This window comes from Thermosipho globiformans (genome assembly GCF_003990895.1).
Classification (GTDB): domain Bacteria; phylum Thermotogota; class Thermotogae; order Thermotogales; family Fervidobacteriaceae; genus Thermosipho; species Thermosipho japonicus.
This window is the reverse complement of sequence record NZ_BHXD01000011.1, coordinates 50,510-69,655: the sequence shown is the minus strand read 5'-3', so window position 1 is coordinate 69,655 and position 19,146 is coordinate 50,510. Positions and strand designations below refer to the sequence as shown.

15 protein-coding genes and 1 pseudogene are annotated in these 19,146 nt (G+C 27.2%); 7 read left to right on the top strand and 9 right to left on the bottom strand.

Features of this window, described 5'->3' with window-relative positions; all coding sequences use genetic code 11:
• Nucleotides 1-82: 82 nt before the first annotated feature.
• The gene (locus EO083_RS08135; RefSeq protein ID WP_126993692.1) at nucleotides 83-1,174 is read left to right on the top strand and encodes a glycosyltransferase; all 1,092 of its coding nucleotides are present in this window, start codon (nucleotides 83-85) and stop codon (nucleotides 1,172-1,174) included.
• Nucleotides 1,175-1,186: 12 nt separating this feature from the next.
• The gene (locus EO083_RS08130; RefSeq protein ID WP_126993690.1) at nucleotides 1,187-2,185 is read left to right on the top strand and encodes a glycosyltransferase family 2 protein; all 999 of its coding nucleotides are present in this window, start codon (nucleotides 1,187-1,189) and stop codon (nucleotides 2,183-2,185) included.
• Nucleotides 2,186-2,278: 93 nt separating this feature from the next.
• On the opposite strand, the gene EO083_RS08125 is transcribed toward EO083_RS08130, so the two are convergent.
• Nucleotides 2,279-3,427: an IS110 family RNA-guided transposase gene (locus tag EO083_RS08125; protein ID WP_126993688.1), complete on the bottom strand. Its 1,149-nt coding sequence runs from the start codon at nucleotides 3,425-3,427 to the stop codon at nucleotides 2,279-2,281.
• Nucleotides 3,428-3,716: 289 nt separating this feature from the next.
• Here EO083_RS08125 and EO083_RS08120 point away from each other — a divergent pair, with 289 nt between their 5' ends.
• Complete coding sequence (locus tag EO083_RS08120; RefSeq protein WP_126993686.1) at nucleotides 3,717-4,469, top strand: N-acetyltransferase; 753 nt, start codon at nucleotides 3,717-3,719, stop codon at nucleotides 4,467-4,469.
• Between the two features lie 264 nt (nucleotides 4,470-4,733).
• On the top strand, nucleotides 4,734-5,435 hold the full coding sequence (locus tag EO083_RS08115) for a nuclease-related domain-containing protein (RefSeq protein ID WP_126993684.1): 702 nt from the start codon (nucleotides 4,734-4,736) through the stop codon (nucleotides 5,433-5,435).
• 373 nt (nucleotides 5,436-5,808) lie between these two features.
• Here EO083_RS08115 and EO083_RS08110 read toward each other — a convergent pair whose 3' ends face one another.
• The 4 genes from EO083_RS08110 to EO083_RS08095 all read right to left on the bottom strand — a co-directional run bounded on the left by EO083_RS08110 (nucleotide 5,809) and on the right by EO083_RS08095 (nucleotide 11,826).
• Complete coding sequence (locus EO083_RS08110; protein ID WP_126993682.1) at nucleotides 5,809-6,972, bottom strand: KAP family P-loop NTPase fold protein; 1,164 nt, start codon at nucleotides 6,970-6,972, stop codon at nucleotides 5,809-5,811.
• 220 nt (nucleotides 6,973-7,192) lie between these two features.
• Nucleotides 7,193-8,581: an ATP-binding protein gene (locus tag EO083_RS08105; protein WP_126993680.1), complete on the bottom strand. Its 1,389-nt coding sequence runs from the start codon at nucleotides 8,579-8,581 to the stop codon at nucleotides 7,193-7,195.
• A 364-nt stretch (nucleotides 8,582-8,945) separates the two neighbouring features.
• Nucleotides 8,946-10,349, bottom strand: coding sequence for an ATP-binding protein (locus tag EO083_RS08100; protein WP_126993678.1), 1,404 nt, complete (start codon nucleotides 10,347-10,349; stop codon nucleotides 8,946-8,948).
• A gap of 100 nt (nucleotides 10,350-10,449) precedes the next feature.
• Nucleotides 10,450-11,826 carry an ATP-binding protein gene (locus EO083_RS08095; protein ID WP_126993676.1) on the bottom strand — a complete coding sequence of 459 codons (1,377 nt, stop codon included), beginning with the start codon at nucleotides 11,824-11,826 and terminating at the stop codon, nucleotides 10,450-10,452.
• Between the two features lie 402 nt (nucleotides 11,827-12,228).
• On the opposite strand from EO083_RS08095, the gene EO083_RS08090 reads away from it, so the two are divergent.
• From EO083_RS08090 to EO083_RS08080, 3 genes are all read left to right on the top strand, one after another.
• The gene (locus tag EO083_RS08090; RefSeq protein WP_126993674.1) at nucleotides 12,229-13,398 is read left to right on the top strand and encodes an ATP-binding protein; all 1,170 of its coding nucleotides are present in this window, start codon (nucleotides 12,229-12,231) and stop codon (nucleotides 13,396-13,398) included.
• Nucleotides 13,399-13,747: 349 nt separating this feature from the next.
• Nucleotides 13,748-14,038, top strand: a complete 291-nt coding sequence (locus EO083_RS08085; protein ID WP_126993672.1) for a hypothetical protein — start codon at nucleotides 13,748-13,750, stop codon at nucleotides 14,036-14,038.
• Nucleotides 14,022-14,420, top strand: a complete 399-nt coding sequence (locus EO083_RS08080; protein ID WP_126993670.1) for a putative toxin-antitoxin system toxin component, PIN family — start codon at nucleotides 14,022-14,024, stop codon at nucleotides 14,418-14,420. The genes EO083_RS08085 and EO083_RS08080 overlap by 17 nt, the downstream gene beginning before the upstream one ends.
• A gap of 85 nt (nucleotides 14,421-14,505) precedes the next feature.
• On the opposite strand, the gene EO083_RS08075 is transcribed toward EO083_RS08080, so the two are convergent.
• The 4 genes and pseudogenes from EO083_RS08075 to EO083_RS08060 form a co-directional block, all read right to left on the bottom strand.
• On the bottom strand, nucleotides 14,506-15,888 hold the full coding sequence (locus tag EO083_RS08075) for an ATP-binding protein (protein ID WP_126993668.1): 1,383 nt from the start codon (nucleotides 15,886-15,888) through the stop codon (nucleotides 14,506-14,508).
• Between the two features lie 512 nt (nucleotides 15,889-16,400).
• Nucleotides 16,401-17,514 (bottom strand): annotated as a pseudogene (locus tag EO083_RS10195) (IS3 family transposase).
• A gap of 25 nt (nucleotides 17,515-17,539) precedes the next feature.
• Nucleotides 17,540-17,869: a hypothetical protein gene (locus EO083_RS08065; RefSeq protein ID WP_126993666.1), complete on the bottom strand. Its 330-nt coding sequence runs from the start codon at nucleotides 17,867-17,869 to the stop codon at nucleotides 17,540-17,542.
• Between the two features lie 459 nt (nucleotides 17,870-18,328).
• Nucleotides 18,329-18,838 carry a hypothetical protein gene (locus EO083_RS08060; protein WP_126993664.1) on the bottom strand — a complete coding sequence of 170 codons (510 nt, stop codon included), beginning with the start codon at nucleotides 18,836-18,838 and terminating at the stop codon, nucleotides 18,329-18,331.
• Between the last annotated feature and the right edge of the window lie 308 nt (nucleotides 18,839-19,146).

Sequence of the window (19,146 nt, the reverse complement as noted above, 5' to 3'; positions counted from 1 at the left end):
TTATTTATTTGTTACTATATAAAGATGTAATTTCTTATGTAAGAGGCCAGATAAAAAGATAATAACCTTTGGGGGTATCAATGTGAAAATATTGATAATAGGTTATATGCATCCAAAATACGATAAAAGGGTTTTTAGAACGGTAAAAGCATTATCTAAAGATAATGAGATAATATATCAATATTGGACTGATAAAGAGGAAACAGAATATAAAGAAGGGAATATTTTATATAAACCTATAAAATATGAAAAAAATATTAAGGCCAACCCAATAATAAAGTTAATACGTAGAAGAAAATTAGATAAAAAGATAACAGAAATGATAGAAAGTTATGACTATGATATAGTATACTTTCATCATTTTCTTGCATCAAGACCCATTGCACCATTTAAAATAGCAAAAAAAAGAAATAAAGTAGTAATTTACGATATTCATGAATACCATCCTGAAAATTTTTTAAATGCGTTAAGGGGCATTGCAAAAGTTTTAAAAGAAAAAGTAATGTGGAAAATTTTTGAAAGACAATTAAAAATGTCTGATAAACTTGTTTTTGTATCAAAAGAAATACAAAGTGATATCTTTGAAAAGTTGAAAGTAAATAAGCCTTACTTAATTGTTCCAAATTATGCAAGTATTTCTGTTGAAGGCAGAGAAAAAGTAAAAGTAATTTCTTTTGTTGGAAAAGTAACAAGAAACTTGGCAAATGAAAAGAAAATAATTAAAAAACTTTTAGAAAAAGGCTTTAAGTTTAAAATTATCGGAATGGATTCAGATGTTTTTAAAGATATTTCTCATGAATATACTACTTATTTGCCATATGAGGATATGATGGAGCAACTTTCAAAATCTGCATTTTCTTTGATTTCCTACAATACTGTAATGAATGAAAATTATAAAAATGATATATTTGCATTACCTCATAAATATTATGATTCTATAGCTGCAGAAACACCTGTAATAGTTAAAAATACTTTCGTGTCAATGGCAAAAGAAGTTGAAAAATATGGAATAGGTGTAGTTATAGAACCAAATAATGTAGATGAGTCTGTTGAAAAGATACTTAAAGCTTACGAAAATTATGAAAAACTTCTAGAAAACATAAAAAAATACAAAGATAAATTTGTTTGGGATAATGAAAAAGAAAAAGAATTTATTAATTTTGTACTAGACTAGTGGAGGCTTGAGATGAAAAAAGTAACAATTGTAATTCCGACAAGAAACGAAGAGAAACATATTGAAAAATGTATAAATTCAATCTTAGAAAATGATTATCCTGAAAAAGAGATAATAGTTGTTGATGGAATGAGTATCGATAAAACAAGGGAAATTTTAAAAGGATATAAAGATATAAAGATAATTGACAATTCAGAAAAAATTACTCCAATTGCACTTAATATTGGAATTGAAAATGCTACAGGAGATTACATTATGATAGCAGGTGCACATTCAACATACTCAAAAAATTATATCTCTGAATGTATAAAAAGATTAGATGAAGGAAAATGTGAAATAGCTGGAGGCAGGGTTATAACAAAACCGGGAAGTGATACAAAAAAGGCGATAGCAATTTCAAAAGTACTATCGCATCCATTTGGAATAGGTGGTGCAAGGTATAGAATTAATCCTCAAAAAGCAATGTATGTTGATACAGTAGCGTATGGAATATACAAAAGAGAAGTATTTGAAAAGGTTGGAACTTTTAATCCAAATCTTGTGAGGAATCAAGATATAGAAATGAACCTAAGAATTAAAAATGCAGGGATGAGAATATTGCTTGTTCCAAATGCAGAGAGCTATTACTATGCAAGAGATAATTTTAAAAGTTTATTTAAAAATAACTTTCAAAATGGATTATGGGTTATTTTATCTACAAAGTATGCAAAAAAAGCTTTTTCTTTAAGACACCTTGTTCCTTTGTTTTTTGTATTTTTTTTGCTTTCAATCTTATTTGTTTACAGATTTACATTTTTAAAAATCGTGTACTTTTCAATATTAGCTTTATATTTATTTTTAAACATGTTTTTCTCTATAAAAATAGCTTTAAAAGAAAAATCTTTAAAGATATTTTTTTATTCATTCATTTCATTTTTGATTTTACATATTTCATATGGTCTAGGATCATTTGTAGGAATATTCAAAAGATTATTTAGCAAGATTTCCGGTAATGAGTCAAGCAAGAGATAAAGAAAAAAACAAAAATATTTAGTCATATAATATGGCTTTTGAGAATTAAATATTCATATTCACATGTAATTCTTTCTTTTAAACTATTTACACTTATCTATTAGGTACATAAGGTACGTTGTTTTTGAGTAAGTAATACACTAAATTTACCAACTTTCTTGCACTTAAAATAAGAGCTCTCATATGTTTGTGTGTAGTTGTTTGAGCATATTTTCTTCGATAATAGTCTTTGAAAATTGGGTCATATATTCTTAGTGAATTTGCTGCCATGACAAGGTATGTTCTAAGGTACTTATTTCCTTTTTTGGTTAGTTGAGTATTCTCTGATTTGTAGTTACCACTTTGTTTAATGTTCCATACAAGTCCGGCATATGAAGCTAAAGCTGAAGCATTTCTAAAACGGTTGATATCACCTATTTCAGCAATTATACCGGCAGCAGTAATATCGCCAATTCCTTTGACTGTAGTTAGGGTATTTGGAATTCTTTTAATCAATTTGCTTATTTCTTTCTTTACTAAATTGATTTGCTTTTCATAATGTTGGATTAATTCGATAGTGGATACAATAGAAAGTCTTAAAGTATTAAAAGGATTAGGAGATAGCCTCAAGGCATTTTTGGCAAGAGATTGAATCTTTTCAGCTAAATCTTTAGAAGAAACAATGTGTCTAGAAACTTTGGCTATATACTCAAATAATTCTTCAAGAGGCATAGTAGCAATTTCTTCAACTGTAAAATCTTTAAGTAATGATTCATATGTTTTGTTCAATTTAAAATCAAGTTTTGGAAAGTATAGAGAAACATATGAATAAAGTCTGAGTTTTAGTCTGGCAATATCTTCGTTGAGTTTTAAATAAAGTCTTGTAAGGTTACGTAGCTCATTAATGATATATGAGTTATTAACAAAAGGGACTAAAGAATCAGGAAATTTAGAAGCAATATCAAAAATAAGTTTAGCATCAATTTTGTCAGTTTTAGGACGATTAAGAATTTTACAATAAAGCTTCATATTGTCAGTTTTAACCCAAAAGACAGGAATATGATTTTGAAAAAAGTAGTTAGCAACACCAAAAGAATAAATACCAGTAGATTCAAGAACAAGAATAAAGTCAGAAGAAGCCTCAGATGCTTTGTTAAATAAGTCAAAAATGCCTTGAGGAGAGTTATCAACAAAACCTTTACCGATAAAGTCAGAGTAAAAAGACAGAGAGCTCTTTGAAACATCAATAGCTAAAATAGCCATAGAAATCACCTCGGTATTGAGTACACCCTTACAACCTCGCGGTATATAAGAATACGAGGAAAAACATTTTCCGGCAAGTAAAAAGATGTACTCTAGTTAGGCAATCTTATTTAAGAGACCTAAGTCTCAAGGGGTGAAAACCTGAAACTATTTTACCAGAGGTGTATGATAATAAACAAAATAGTTAAAAATTAACTATTTTTAACTATTTGAAATTACATAACACTATTTACTTTTCAATGACCAATTTATACTTTTTACTAAACTAATTATACGAGGGGTGATTTACATGTATATTTCTGAAACTGCAAAAATAGGTGAGAATGTAAAATTTGGACATAACGTTGTGATTGAAAATAATGTAGAAATAGGTGATGAAGTAGTTATAGGGCACAATGTAGTAGTTAAAGAGGGCACAGTTATTGGGAAAGGCTGTGTTATAGCAGATAACACTGTCTTAGGTAAAAAGCCTTTTAAAGCAAGTGCCTCAGCTACAACTGAAGAGAAAACTTTGCCACCTCTTGTTTTGGGAGAATATGTAACAATAGGTGCTAACTGTGTTATATACAAAGGAGCAGTTTTGAAAGATTTTGTTTTTGTTGGAGACCTTGCAAGCATTAGAGAAGATGTAGAAATAGGTGAATATACAATTATTGGTAGAGGCGTTACTGTTGAAAATAGAACAAGGATTGGAAAGTATGTAAAAATAGAAACAGAAGCTTATATAACGGCAATTTCTACCATAGAGGATTATTGTTTTGTAGCACCGGAAGTTACATTTACTAACGATAACTTTCTTGGAAGGACAGAAGAAAGAAAGAAATACTTTAAGGGACCAACTTTGAGGAAGGGCGCCAGAATAGGTGCAAATGCAACGATTTTACCTGGTATTGAAATAGGGGAAGATGCATTAATTGCTGCAGGTGCTGTCGTTACAAAAAATGTGCCACCTAAAAAAATATTTGCAGGAGTTCCCGCAAAAGAATTTAGAGATGTACCAGAAGAGCAACTTTTGAAAAATCAAAAGTATTATAAAGGATGAGATTAGTTATATACTGTAAATGATATAAAGTTTAGAAAATAAATCATTTAAAAGATTCCCCATCTTTGGATGAATGCAAAGGTGGGGAATTTTTATTTTTAAGTAGAAAATAGATTGGGGTAAACTAAAGATAAGCATTACATAAATAGGAAGTACTTTTTGCAAATTGAAAAGTTAATAGTTAAATAGTATAATAATTAAACAGAATAAAAAATTACATACCAACTTAATTTTTTATTGTTTTAAATTGCAAGGGGGAGGTTTATGTTTGCAAGAATTTTAAGACAAAATAGGGAAATCAAAGAAAAATTTTATAGCCTAATTAGTGAAAAAGAGAACAATCAAAAGAGAATTTTTCTTGAAAAATTTGATAAAAATTTATTTTTAAAAATCTTAAAACCATTTGCAAATATTTGGTATACTTATGAATTAAAATCAAAAAAGAAAAAGGGTGATAATGGAGAAACCGATGTTTCTTTTTTTCTATGGATGTTGCTTTCAAGGAAGGCAGTAATTGTTAATGATGTTGTTTTAGAGATAGCAAAAGGTGAGTTTATTCAGATTGATCATTTGATTTTTCATAAGAAAGGGATATTTGTAATAGAGACAAAAAATTGGAATGGAGCTTTGATATGTGACAAAGATATTTGGAGACTTAAGGTAGGAAACACTTGGCATGAAGTTTCAAGTCCTTCAAAACAAAACCAAAGACATGCTAAACTACTTTTAAAATGGTTTGAAAACAATCTTTCGGAAAGATTATATAAAAAGGTTAAAGACTATGTTTTTCCTGTAGTTGTTTTTCCAAGGTCAAATTGGATAAAAGTAAAAAATTGTTCGATGCCTGTCTTTAAGGGAAAACTTTCACTGCTTTTATACATAATAAGTCAAAAAAATAAAGTTTTTGAAGAGCAAGAATTGACATATATTGCAGCTAAGGTGGTTAGTGCAAAACCATTTGATTAAAAAGTAAACTTTAAGATTCATTTTCTAAGAAGATTTTTGCTAGTGTAATACCTTGCAGAAAAAGGAAATAATTTTTGTTAGTAAAATCTTATTAAATGATTTTGAGAACTCTGAAATCAAAGTTATCCTTTATGTTTCAAGAAAAGTTTGATATAAAATTGTGGTTATCTTCTGGAAATTAAGATATTAATATTGAAAGTGCTAAAATTTATAAGTGATGAATAATAATTTACAGGTTGCCGGATAGTGCCGGAGGAATGCCGGATAATGCCGGGAAAGTGCCGGATAGGAAAATGAAATTTTGTAATTTCTTTATAGTTTTTATTTGTGACTTTGTGACAATTGAATAATTTTGTCTAAAACTGTGACAAATTTAAAGAATTTCTACATAATATTTTATTTTTGAAGGCAAGTACAGTATTCCAGATTTTTCAAGTATTATACCTTCGTCTTTCATTCTGTTTATATATGTATAAACAGTTTGGCGTTTTACTTTTTTTTCAAGTCTTTTGACAAGTGTAGTTCTATCTACTGGTTCTTTTGCAAGCTCTTTTAATATTGTTTTTTGTATATCTGTAAAAGACAGTGAATTATTAAGGTTTTGAGAGATTATTTTTCTTATTCCTTTTTTTACTAACTCTTTGGTAATTTTATTTTTATCGGTATTAAAGAGTACTACTTGCTGTGCGATCCACAGAGCATCTCTTGGGTTTCCATCGCTGAAAGTTGCTATCTCATCTAGTGCGTCCATTTCAAAGTAATCAGGGTATTCTTTTATTCTTTTTAGAATCATCTTTTTAATATCTTCTGATGTTAATGGTTCAAGATAGACCATATCTTTAAATATATTTTCTAAATTACCACTTTCATTCCATCTCATTCTATCATTTGAATATTCTCTATATATAGAAAATGGTAGTGAAACAATTGTTATTATATTTTCTTTAAACAAAACACTTTTCAGAGAATCTAAAATATTTAAAACTTCTTCTTTCTTTTCCTTATCTAACTCATCTATTATTATCAATACTTTGCCATATTCTTCTATTAGCAAAGATAAGAGAATGTCAATGTATTCTTTAACTGAATAAATATTAAATCTCTTTTTATTGTTTATTGATTTTTCATATGAAACATTGGCGGCCAAACTAACTCCACCGCCGTATGAGGTATTGTAGCTCATTTCGTTCAGTATAAAATTCCTTGCCTCAGTTGCTAATTTTCTAATCTTTTTATTTTTTGAATTTATCTGTAAAAGAGAAAGTTTGTATAGAAAATCCCCTATTATTACTTCCTTAGAGTCTTTTTCAGTTATTAGTATATATAGCTTTTTTGCATTTTCTGCATCAATAAAGTTTAATGTAGTTGTTTTCCCAACACCGGTTTCACCGCATACTCCGAAGATGCCCATGGGTTGAAAATATGCGATTTTATTTAAATATTCAAGTTCTTTATTCCTGTTTACTAAAAGTTCTTTGTCATCAATAGGTTTGTCAAACAATGCTTCAACTATATATTTAAGTTTTTTATTTTCCACATTGATCACCTCTAAACTCATTATATCATATTTTGTGACAATGTGACATTTGTAGAAAATATGTATTTAGTTGTGACAAAAGAAAAATTGTTTTAAAAAATTCAGGTTTTAAGAAAAGTAAAAAACACTAATAAAAGTTACTTATACTGATTGTGATTTATCCAAAAAGTTAATCTTGTCAATTTTGTAAAGCGCCGTGTAAAAAATCCCAAAATTATTTTTACTCTTTAACAGAAAAAAATAACCATGCAGGAATTCCCACTATATTTTCATCTTTAAAAACTTTATCTTTAGTTATTAAAATCCCTTTTTTAAAAACTTTTTTCATGCCAAAATAATCAAATTTATTTATCTTATTTTGGTATTTTACCTCAATGGGAATTAATTTTCCTTTGTAGTCAAAAACAAAATCAATTTCGTTACCGCGATCGGAATACCAAAAAAAGGGACCGTGGTATAAGTTTAAACCATTATCAACTACGTCTTCATTTTTTAAAATATGGTTAAGGGTTAACATTTCAATGCGTTGAGGCAGTCCTATTTCTTTGCCGGTCAAGTCGTAAATTGCTAAATTTACGATATTATCCATAGGATAAATTTTCTTTTGTTTTTTTGGCTTTATTGTTTTTTTGGAAATGTCTACAAAGAAAACAGTTGAAAAGATAAAGCTGTATCCAAAATATCCAAAGTATTTTTGAACTGTATCAACACTTTCAAAAAGACCACTTAAATGTTCTTTTAAAGAATTCCAAGAAAATCGCTGACCTATTATATCTGGAATTTTTTTGAAAATTTCTATAATGTTCGTTCTTGATTTTATGTATTTTTCTGCGTCTTCCAATACAAAATCTTTGTAAATTTTTCTTGTTAACTCACTGATTGTTCCAGTATCAAAAAATTCATCAATAATTTTAGGAAAGCCGCCACAATTTACATATTTTAGAAAATATTCTTGAATAAATGAGTATTTAAATTGTAATGTTTTTAGTTCTTCTTCTGTTGAAGATAAAATTTCTTCAATATCTTTTTTTTCAATTTCAACATTTAAGCTTTTTAAAAATTCTCTGAAAGTTATTGGAAGATAAACTAAATCTTTTCCATACCCCTTTCTTCCAGGAAGTCTTTCGCTTGAGCTTTTTAAATCGTATGCCGATGAACCTGTAAGAATTAGCAAAGAGTTATCCAAAATTCCAATATCAACCAAATACTTTATTGAATATTGCCAATCTTCTATTGATGTTACTTCATCTAGAAAAATATATTTCATCTCTTTTTTAGATGTGTTGTACGTTTGAAAATAAACTTTGAGAATTTCTGTTAATTCATATCTGTCTTTTAAACCATCGCATGTTAGATAGAAAATATTTAACGGATTTATGTTATTTTCAATGAGTTTTTTTGTTAAAAGCTTTAAAAATGTAGTTTTTCCTATTTGTCTGGGCCCTCTTAATGTGTATATACCAGGATTTGATAAATCTATTTCTCTAAATAATTTTTCTGGATAATACTTGAATTTACTCTTTTCAAATGAAACTATGTGTTTATCGTTATAAACTTCATTTTTAATTTTCCACCATGGGTTCATTATGTATAAATCATCAAAATTCATTTTATTCATCCCCTTTTTGCATAATTTTCAATAAAATTATAACACAAACTGTTCTTTTTTTTCGACCACATTCGATAAAAGCGCACGCTTTTGTCTAATCTATTCTATAAATAACGACACTTTTGTTTAGTATTTTTTAATTTTTAGATGTTTTAACTATTGCTACGATAAATTTTGATATTTGCACTTTTTGTGAAAATGAATATATCAAAATTTTCGTTCATTGAATAAATAAAATTATTCTAAGTTTTGGTAATTTTACTAGAAGAAGTTTGAAAAATTGAAATAAGAACGGGATGTTATAATTAGAGAGTATATTAGTTTTAGATTTAAAATTAGATAGTTTTTTTACTTTGCTAAAACTTTAATAATTTTCGGATAAATCTCCTTCAAAAATAAGTATATTTTTTTCCTTTTTTACTTTATCTGTAAAATCTTTTGTATATCCATTATACGAAAAGAAAGCAAAATACAAATTATTATGATTGTTATCTTTTAAAAGTTTTTTTGATTTTTCTACCAAAGTATAATACACGTCTAAATCTACTGGTTTTTTTGTGTATTTACACTCTCCAAAAAGAATTGGTTTATTTTCTTTGTCTACTCCTACAATATCAATTTCTAAGTTTTTGTCCCACCATCTTCCAATTTTTGATAATTTTACTGGTAATTTATCATTTAAATTTAAATCTATCAATTTTTCTTTACTAATATCTTCGTATATAAAGCTTACATGTCTTTCAATAAAGGATTTTTTTATTATGTTCATAACAAAATCAATGTTTCCAATTTCTATATAACTTTTATACGGATATATAAACTTAAACCAAAAATTTAAAAAATTATCTTTTATTTTATATATTCCTTTTTTACTTGTTTGTGGATTTTTTTCTAAAATTGGAACTTCTCTTTCTAATATATCAAGCTCGGTTAGATTGTTTAGATAATAGCTTAGAGATGTTTGCTTTATGCCAAGGCTTGCTGAAATTTTTGAGAGTTTATTATTTCCGTTTGCAATGGCCTTTATTATTGAAAAATATGATCCTATATCTTTCAACTCTTTTTCCAGTAAAAAATAGGGTTCCTCGAATAGATAAGAATTAACGTTTAGAAAATTCTCTTTAATAGTATCATATATATCCTCTTTTAATTCTAATATTTCTACATATTTTGGAATTCCCCCTGTTAAAGAATAGAGTTTTATTAAGTCAATATTTTTATTTTCAAAAAACTCTTTGAAATATTTAAATTTAATTGGCTTAAGATTTATTTGACCAGTTCTTCTTCCATATAGTGGACTTGAATATGAAAGAACTTCTCTTTTTATCATAGAAAGTGCTGATCCAGAAATAATTAGCATTATATTTTTATCTTTCAAATATTCATCCCATGATTTTTGCAAAATAGAAGAAAAGCCTTTATTAGACTTTAATAAATACTGGAATTCATCTATCACTATGATTAGTTTTTTCTCTAATTTTAAGGTTGAAATTATGTAAAAAAGGTCATTCCATCCTAATAATTTGTTATTATCAAGCAGTGGAATTTTATATTTTGAATAGAGGATATTTTGGAATGTTTTAATATTTTCTGTTTCACTTTCCTCGGTTGCCAAAAAATATACACTATCCTTGTTTTTAATAAATTCTTTTATAAGTCTTGTCTTTCCCACTCTTCTTCTGCCGTACAATACTATAAAGGAAGAAGTTTTTCTCTTATACTCTTTTTCTAAGAATTTTATTTCGTCAATTCTATCAACAAATTTCATAATATCACCTCGAAAAGATTATACCATATTATTGTAAGAACTATTATAGTTTAGACTATTATAGTTTAAACTATAATTATAAAAATCCGGTTCTGAAATTTTACGTAATAAGTAAAAATGATTCAATTGGAAGTGCTACTATATTATCCTTTTTAAATACAGTATTTTTTGTTATTAAAATACCTTTTTGAAATACTTTTTTCATTGTTAAGTAATCAGAAGGAGAAATGTTGTTTTTAAATTTAACTTCTATTGGAATAATGTCACTTTTTAGATTAATTAAGAAATCAATTTCCTTTCCTTTCTGAGAGTACCAAAAATATGGTCCGTTATATAACATTAATCCCTCAGGTAAATATTTTGAGTATTTTAAAAGGTGGGTAAAGACAATTTGCTCAATTTTTGCAGGTAATTTAATTTGGGTGTTAGTAATTTTTTCTATAACAAATGTTATAATTAAATCTATTGGATAAATCTTTTTTTGTTTTTTGGGTTTAATTGTTTTTTTAGAAAAGTCATAGAAAAATAAAATCCCAAAAAGAAAATTCATACTTAATAAGGTAAAGTAATCCTCAATTGTATTTTTCGAACCAGCTCCTTCAATTTCGTTATAAAGAGAATTCCAGGTAAAACGTTGACCTATTATATCTGGAATCTTAAAAAGCAATTGATTTAATATTAACCTCGAGCGATTAAATCGTTCAATATCACCATACAAGTAGTTTGTGTATGTATTTAAAGTTTCTTCAGATATAGAGTTATTTTCAAAGAAATCGTTAATTACTTTTGGAAACCCTCCAGTATTAATGTATGTTTTAAAATCTTCTTTAAACCTTGTAAGTTTTAGATTTAATGTTTTTAACTCTTTTTCACTCATTTCGAATAAATCTTCCAATTTATACTGAAAGTCGATGTTATGATTTTGAGTAATATACTCCTTAAAAGAAACTGGTAAATACACTATATCTTTCCCAAATTCCCTTCTTCCAGGAAGCCTTTCAGAAGATTTTTTCAGATCATATGATGAAGAGCCAGTTAATACTACAAATGCATTTTCTAGTCTTCCTGTATCATATAAATATTTAATAGATTTCTGCCAATTATTTACACTTGAAATCTCATCAAGGAACAAATACTTTTTTTCTTTTATGTTGTTTTTAATGGAAAAATAATCAATTAGAATTTGCGTAAGTTCATTTTCGTTGCTTATTAAATCAAGGGTTACATAAAGGACATTTGATGGATTAACATTTTTTTCAATAAGATCTTTGATGAGAAGTTTTAATACTGTTGTTTTTCCAATCTGCCTTGGACCTTTTAATATGTAAATACCATTCTTGTAGTTTTTTAAATTTTTCATAAAACAAGGTATGTACTTAAATTTACTTTTTTCAAATTTTCTTATATGCATATCAAAATATATTGATTTGCTATCTTCCCACCATGGATTTTGGTTATAGACATATGAAAAATCCATGTTTTCACCTCCTGGGTAAGTTATATTATAACATATAGTCAATTCACTGACCAAATTGGGCCTAATTTAGTCACTGTATTGACTAAAAATGAAAAGTTAATTATTATGCTCTAATTTAATGGATTAATATGATGATAAAAAAACATAGAGGGCAACCTTTGAAAAATAAATTCTTGGACCGGTATGAAAATTGCTATTTTATTATTCTTTATAACACTCTTTTATAAAATTTCAAAAGTTTTATTCATACATTAAATAATCGTTCTGTTTCAAAACGTTTTTTTACATAATATCGTTTTATTTTGAAACGATATTTAATATTAAGCCTATATAACGTTTTATTATAAAACGATAATATAGTATAATAGTTTTGTTATAGAACGAATTAATGGGGGTAAAAATATGAAAAGAGTAGAAATACTTGAAAAATTTGAAGAGAAAAAAGAAAGAATGATTAATTTTCTTCCTAATAAAAAAAGACTTTATTTTGAAAATTTTGAAAAATTTGAAAGAGAAAGAGGTTTGTTAATATATGGTCCAAGGGGAGTAGGTAAGACAACTTATTTGTTAATGAGCGCAAAAAAGAACAATCTATTTTATGTTTCAGGAGACGATCCACTGTTTTCGCAAATTTCACTTTATGAACTTGGAGAAAGTGTTTTTCAAGAAGGTTTTAATGGATTAATTGTTGATGAAGTCCATTATTTAAACAACTGGAGCATTCAAATAAAATCGTTGTATGATTCTTTCCCAAATAAAAAAATCTGGATAAGTGATAGCAGTAGCATTATTTTAAGGAAAGGAAATTCTGACCTTTCAAGAAGATTTGTTAAAGTAAAACTACCGTTATTATCTTTTAGAGAGTATTTATACTTTGAAACTGGAATAAAATTTAATAAAATTTCTTCACCATTTGATTTTGATAGAGAATATATCATTTCGATAACCAAGGATATAGATATTTTGAAATATTTTAAAAATTATTCAACTTCAGGAACTCGTCCTTTTTATATTGAAGGAAATTTTTCAGAAAAAATGAAAAATGTTCTTGAAAAGACAATTTATAGTGATATTCCATATTTTCTAGAAACTATTAGAGATAACCATTTAAGATTAATGTGGGCTATTGTTAGCTATTTAATTTATTCAAAAATTCCAACTATTAATGTTGAATCAATGTGCAGAGAATGGAACGTTGGAAAGCAAAAATTATACGAAATACTATATGTGTTACAAGAATCAGGACTAATAAATATAGTGAACAAAAAAGAGAACTATAAAGTTAATACAAAAGGTGATAAAATATTTCTTTCTGATCCATCATTTTACCATATTTTTGATGGTGAAATTGGTAATTTCAAAGAAGCATTTGTGGTTTTTGCTTTGAAAGAAATTGGAAAAGTATATTCAATTAAAAATGAAAAAGAGGGGGATTTTGTGTTTGACAGTTATAAAATAGAAGTTGGAGGTAAAAACAAAAAGATAAAAAATTCAGATTTTGTGATAAGAGATGATCTTGACATTCCAATCAAAAATAAAATTCCATTGTGGGTACTTGGTTTTTTGTGGTAAAAACAGTCGATAATAATTGTATTCAAATAAATAAACATATTTACTATTTTATTTAAACTCATTTAATAAATGTAAGGACTTGCAAACTTGAAAATAAGTATTTGTGTTTTCATGCCTTATTTAAAGCTAATATTTATCTTCTGTATCTAAATCTTATTCAATTCTTTTTCATGATTTTCGAAAAGTAAAATTATATTTTGATACACGTGCGTTTTTCATTGTACTGTTAATAAATGCATTTTATTTTATGAAAAATTTATTTTGAACTTTAAAAAATAAGAAATTATTCATATTTTGATAAAAATATAAAATATGGTATGATTTAAAGTAGGATATTGGAGGTGATATGATGCGTAAAATACGCTATGTAAGAAGTAAAGAAATACGTTCAAACCCCGCTACTTTATGGAAAGAAAATGAAACCATTATTACTTCAAATGGGAAGCCAAAAGCAATTGTTATTCGTATCGAAAACGATATCGAAGATATTGAGAGTACTTTAGCAGCATTTAGACAGGTAAAAGCTATGAGAGCCCTTGAAGAAATGAGACTTATTTCTAAACAAAAAGGATTAGATAAACTCAGCGATGAGGAAATAGCCAAAGTAATTGATGAGGTGCGAGATGAAGGTAGTTGTTGATACTAATGTAATAGTTTCTGGAATATTAAAACCTGAAAGCCTCCCTGCTAAAATTTTGAATTTAGTTCTTTCAGAAAAACTATTAATATGTGCTGACAGTAGGATAGTTAGCGAGTATAGAAATGTGTTATTGAGAGAAAAGTTTGGATTTCCAAAAAAGTTAGTTAATGACCTAATTGATTTCATTGAATCGACGTCAATTTTAGTGTCTCCTCCGCCAATTTCGTTGGACTTAATAGATAAAGGTGATCTACCATTTATAGAAGTAGCTTTATTTGTAAACGTGCCAATAATTACTGGAAACAAAAAGCATTTTCAAGAAATTAAAGATTTAATAATTTATACTCCTAATGACTTTTTGAAATTATACAAGACCAGATAAAAAGTACATTACTTGAGAAAAATAAGAGAGCATTTAGAAAATCTAAATTACAGCTATTAGATGCCCCTGGTAAAACAAGAATTTGTTATCTTTTTACACCGTGCCAATCTTGCCAACCTTTTTCTTTGTTAAATTCAATAAAGTATACATTATCATCTATTTCAGAAAGATTTTCTTCAAAACCACTTTTTGAAACTAAAATAAAATAGTCTACATTCAATTGTAGTTTTTCAACTTTGTTTTTCAAATTATAAAAATCCTTTATATTCATCTTTTTATTTCGCCATTTTATTTCAGCAGCATATATTTTCCCTTCTTTGTCTTTTCCTAACATATCTATTTCAACATCTTTTTTCCAAAAATTTCCCGCTTCAATTAAATTAAAACGCCTTTTTAAGTAATTTACACTTTGCTTTTCAAACTCAAATGAAACATATTGTGAAAAATCATTTTCAATTAAATTCAAAACGTTTTCATATTCATTTAAGTCTATGCTTTCTTTGTATGGGAAAATATATCTATACCAAAATCTAAACAGCTGATCGTCAATAACGTACAAGAAATTTTTTGTTCTATGAGGATTTTTTAAAAGTGCGGGAGTAATTCTTTTTATCAATTTTAAGTTAATGAGTGATTTCAAATACGGTTGTATTTTTCTAGAATCATTTTCTCCAATAAATGATGTAATTTCATTGATTTTATTTCTACCACTTGCAAGAGCTTCAAGTATTGATTGATAGATTGCAGGTTCTCTTAGTTCTTGATACAAAATAAAATATGGTTCTTCTTTTAATGGCGCACCAAGTTTTAAAAATAGATTTTCAATGTTTGAAAATATATCTGTTTTTCCATTCCATAAAGTTAGATAATAGGGGATACCTCCAATTATTGAATAGATTTCAATTAATTGGTGGTAATTATACTCTGGTATGAAAAGCTTTAAATTTTCAAAAGAAATGGGATTTAATTTTAAACTCCCAGTTTTTCTTCCATATAATGGATTTTTATAACTCAATATTCCTTCCATAAAACTTATACTTGAACCGCAAAGAATAAGTTTAATTTTAGAATCATCAAACTCATCTAGTAAAATTTGAAGAATAGAAATTATCTCTTCATTTTTTTCTGCAAGATATTGAAATTCATCAAGAATGATAACTATATTTTTTCTTTTTGAGTAATTAAATAAGGTTCTAAAAGCATCTTCCCAATTTTCAAATCTTATATTTCCCATATTTAAAAAAATTCCAACACTTCTAGAAAAACTATTTAATTGTTCATTTTTTGATATTTTTCTAGCAGTATAAAATAAAGTTCTTTTATTTTTTGAAACTTCTTTTAGCAAAGCACTTTTTCCTACACGCCTTCTTCCGTATAATATGAAAACTTCTTTTTTGGAAGAGGTAAGTATTTCATTGAGTAATTTCTTTTCTTCAAATCGATTTATAAAAATAATATCACCACCCATTTAATATAACTAAATACAATTATACTAATCATAATTATACTAATTATAATTAGTATTATAGCAAAAAATACTAAAATTACCAAATTTTCTATTAATTTTTATATTTTAGGAAAATTGTCTAAAAATTACTTTTCACTAAAGCTAACCTATATAGGAAATCTGATTTTATATGAATCAAAGACAGAAGATGAGGAATAGAATGATTTATTGAAAGTGCAAAATTAATGTTGGAGTAGAATGTTCTTTATCACTCAACTTATTTAGGTATTTTTTATAAAATCAAAATTCTTTCTCCAATATGGCTAAATGGTGGATATCCAATATAATGATCAAAAGCTATTGTTTCAGTTAATGTAGTGTTTAGCTAGAAAAAGTATTAACAATTTGCTTAACTTCAAGAATATGAGTTAATCTTGTTCTAACATTGTCATTAATACTGACAAAGAAATTTGTGTTTTACAAATGAATCTTCTAAAAGATGTTGTAATGCACCCCGAAAAGTTGGACAGAAATCAAGAAATTTTTGTGTAGTTTAAGTATTCTTCGTATACCTCTCGTGGGCTTCTGTATTTCAATGCACTGTGTGGATATCTACTATTGTAAAATTCTTCGTATCTTTTTGTTTTTACTACTAACTCTGAATAACTCATTTCTTCAACCGGCCATACTACTTCTTCTTTATACGTTCTAAAATACCTTTCTATATTTGCATTCCCCTTCGGATTATTGTAACTTGTAAATATTTGCTGTATTCCTAATACCTTACACTCTTCCATAAATCTCCTGCTTGTAGGCTGACTACCATTATCACTTACGAGTATTACTCCCTTTCCTCTTACCCCATCTTTATACCCTTCATTTAATGCTTTATTCAGCGCTTTTAGCCATTCTTCTGTTCTTCCCCTAAGACTTATTTGTGAGCCTAGTACTTCTCTTGTATTCCAGTCTATTACTGCTATGTAATTTACCCAGCCTCCATCCTTCGTCATTACTTTCGTCATGTCTATTCCCAATACCTGCCTTGGCCTGGTTGGAATTATCTTTCTTTGAAAACTTCTTTTTGCTTTCTTTATGTGCTTCTTTAGAAGCAATCCATTTTCTTTCATTATTCTGTAGACTCTTTTGTGATTGATTTTCTTTCCCTGTTTTCTAAGCATAGCACAAATACGTCTATATCCTCAATATGGATGTTCCTGCTTTAACTTTTGTATAAGTTTAAGAACACTTTCATCATTTTTCATTCTCATGTATTTTTTCGTTTTGTAATAATACGTACTTCTACTTATTTTCAAATACCTTACAGCTTCAGATATACTGAATCCTTTTTCAATTAATAAACTTACTGTTTTCCTCCAGGATGAATGACTGTTTTTTTTAGTGTCTCAATAACGATAGCTTGTTTACCAATAATTTGTTCAAGCTCTTGTATCTTTCTTTGATATTGTGCCACTTGAGAAGAATTGGAAGAATTTTCAAGTGCAGACTTTGCACCAATACTTATCTCTCCACTTGTAATACTGTCCTTGAGAAATACCGTGTTCTCTGCAAATTTCAGCTATAGCTTTTTGCCCTCTTAAACCTTCAAGAACAACTACAATTTTCTTCAGCAGAAAACTTTCTTCTCATACTTTTTACTCCCCCTCGTGAAAAATTATACTCTCTCTTTTTTCTCTGTCCAATTTTTCAGGGGAGCAGTATATTCCTCTACCAAATCCCATTCTCTTTTAAGATTCCCATTTTTTAGATTTGTCTCAATCTTTGATACAATATCATTGGCTTGATCATCTTCAAAATTTTCTGCTAAATATTTAGCTTTTTTATACGAATCATATAACACTGCATTCCATGTAAGAATAATAGCTGCTCTATATGCTCCTACGTTATAACAATCAACTGCTTCTCTCATAAGTTCTTTTATCTCTGAATCATAGATTGTAATCAACAATTCCTCTAAATCTATTATACCTTTACTATTAAGCATAAAAATCACCTCATTAACTTATTTTTCTAACTCCCTCCACATAAATTTTGTAATTTAAATCTGAACTATTTTTAGATTAAATGTATTGTTTTTTATCTTTTCTAAATATGTATTTTGTTCAAAACCAAATAAAATCGTATATGTTTTTACATTTGTAATTTTCCTTATTTTATTTGGTGCTAGACTATTAACCTTTTTAGCAAGCTGCTTTGATAATCCATAGCATAACAAAATTTGATATTGTTTTTTCCTAATTTTAATGCTATTAGCTCATTACTCTTATCTTTTCCAAAAGAACATTATCAAGTTTTTTAGTAATTGCTAGCTTGGAAATCTGTATATTTGTTTAATCATTATATATGTCTATAATCTTCTGTATTAAATCAAAACTTTTTCAAAAAATTCATTGCTCAATACTCTTTCATTTTTTCTTTTCTTCTATAATTCTAAGAAATAATATTACCTTTTTGTCTTTTGAATTTTTCCATATATTTCTTCTATTTCTTTTTTTGCTTTTGCTAAATTAAAAGTCTTTCCTTGGAATATAAGCTCCCATTTTTTATGGTCAAAATTTCTAAAAATGTCCTCCTGTTCTATTCCTTGAATTTCATTAATAGCTCCGACATTTGAATCAACAAAATTATGACTTTTAGACTTCCTTATCCATTCATCTATTCTTTCATCAAAATGCTCAAAGTGGTTTCTGAATTCTCTTGATTTAATAAGAAAATTTTCACTTATGTCTAAAACTTTTCTTAATTTTTCCCCCTTTTCTTTATAGCGTTTAGAACTTGGCCACAAAATCTTTGAAATATTAGCTGTTGCAATCAAAAAACTTTGAATGGAATACCATACAAATTCCAAATTCATTGCTTTAACTCCCATATTTATATGTTCTAAAGCTATTCCTGCAAAATTACACTGACGCTCTAATTCTGTCAAAAATATTTCGAAATTCTCACAACTCACTTTTAAACCTCCTTTTTTGATCTCTTTAACTAAGTCCATTTCTTAATAGTAATTCCAACAAGATTATTTTATTTATATTGATTTTTTAGTATTTAAAATATCACGTCTGTAACAGCATTTATTATTTATTACTTATTACTTTATTCTGTGTTACATTATTTTGACTTATAAACAAACAAGAAAGTTCTGCAAATGCTTAAAGCGTTATAAAACTATTAAATATTACTAATCTTTTTAAAAACCAAAAAATAGAAAGTAAATATAAACTTAATTTAGAAAACTTATGTATAACAAACAGTTACAAACAA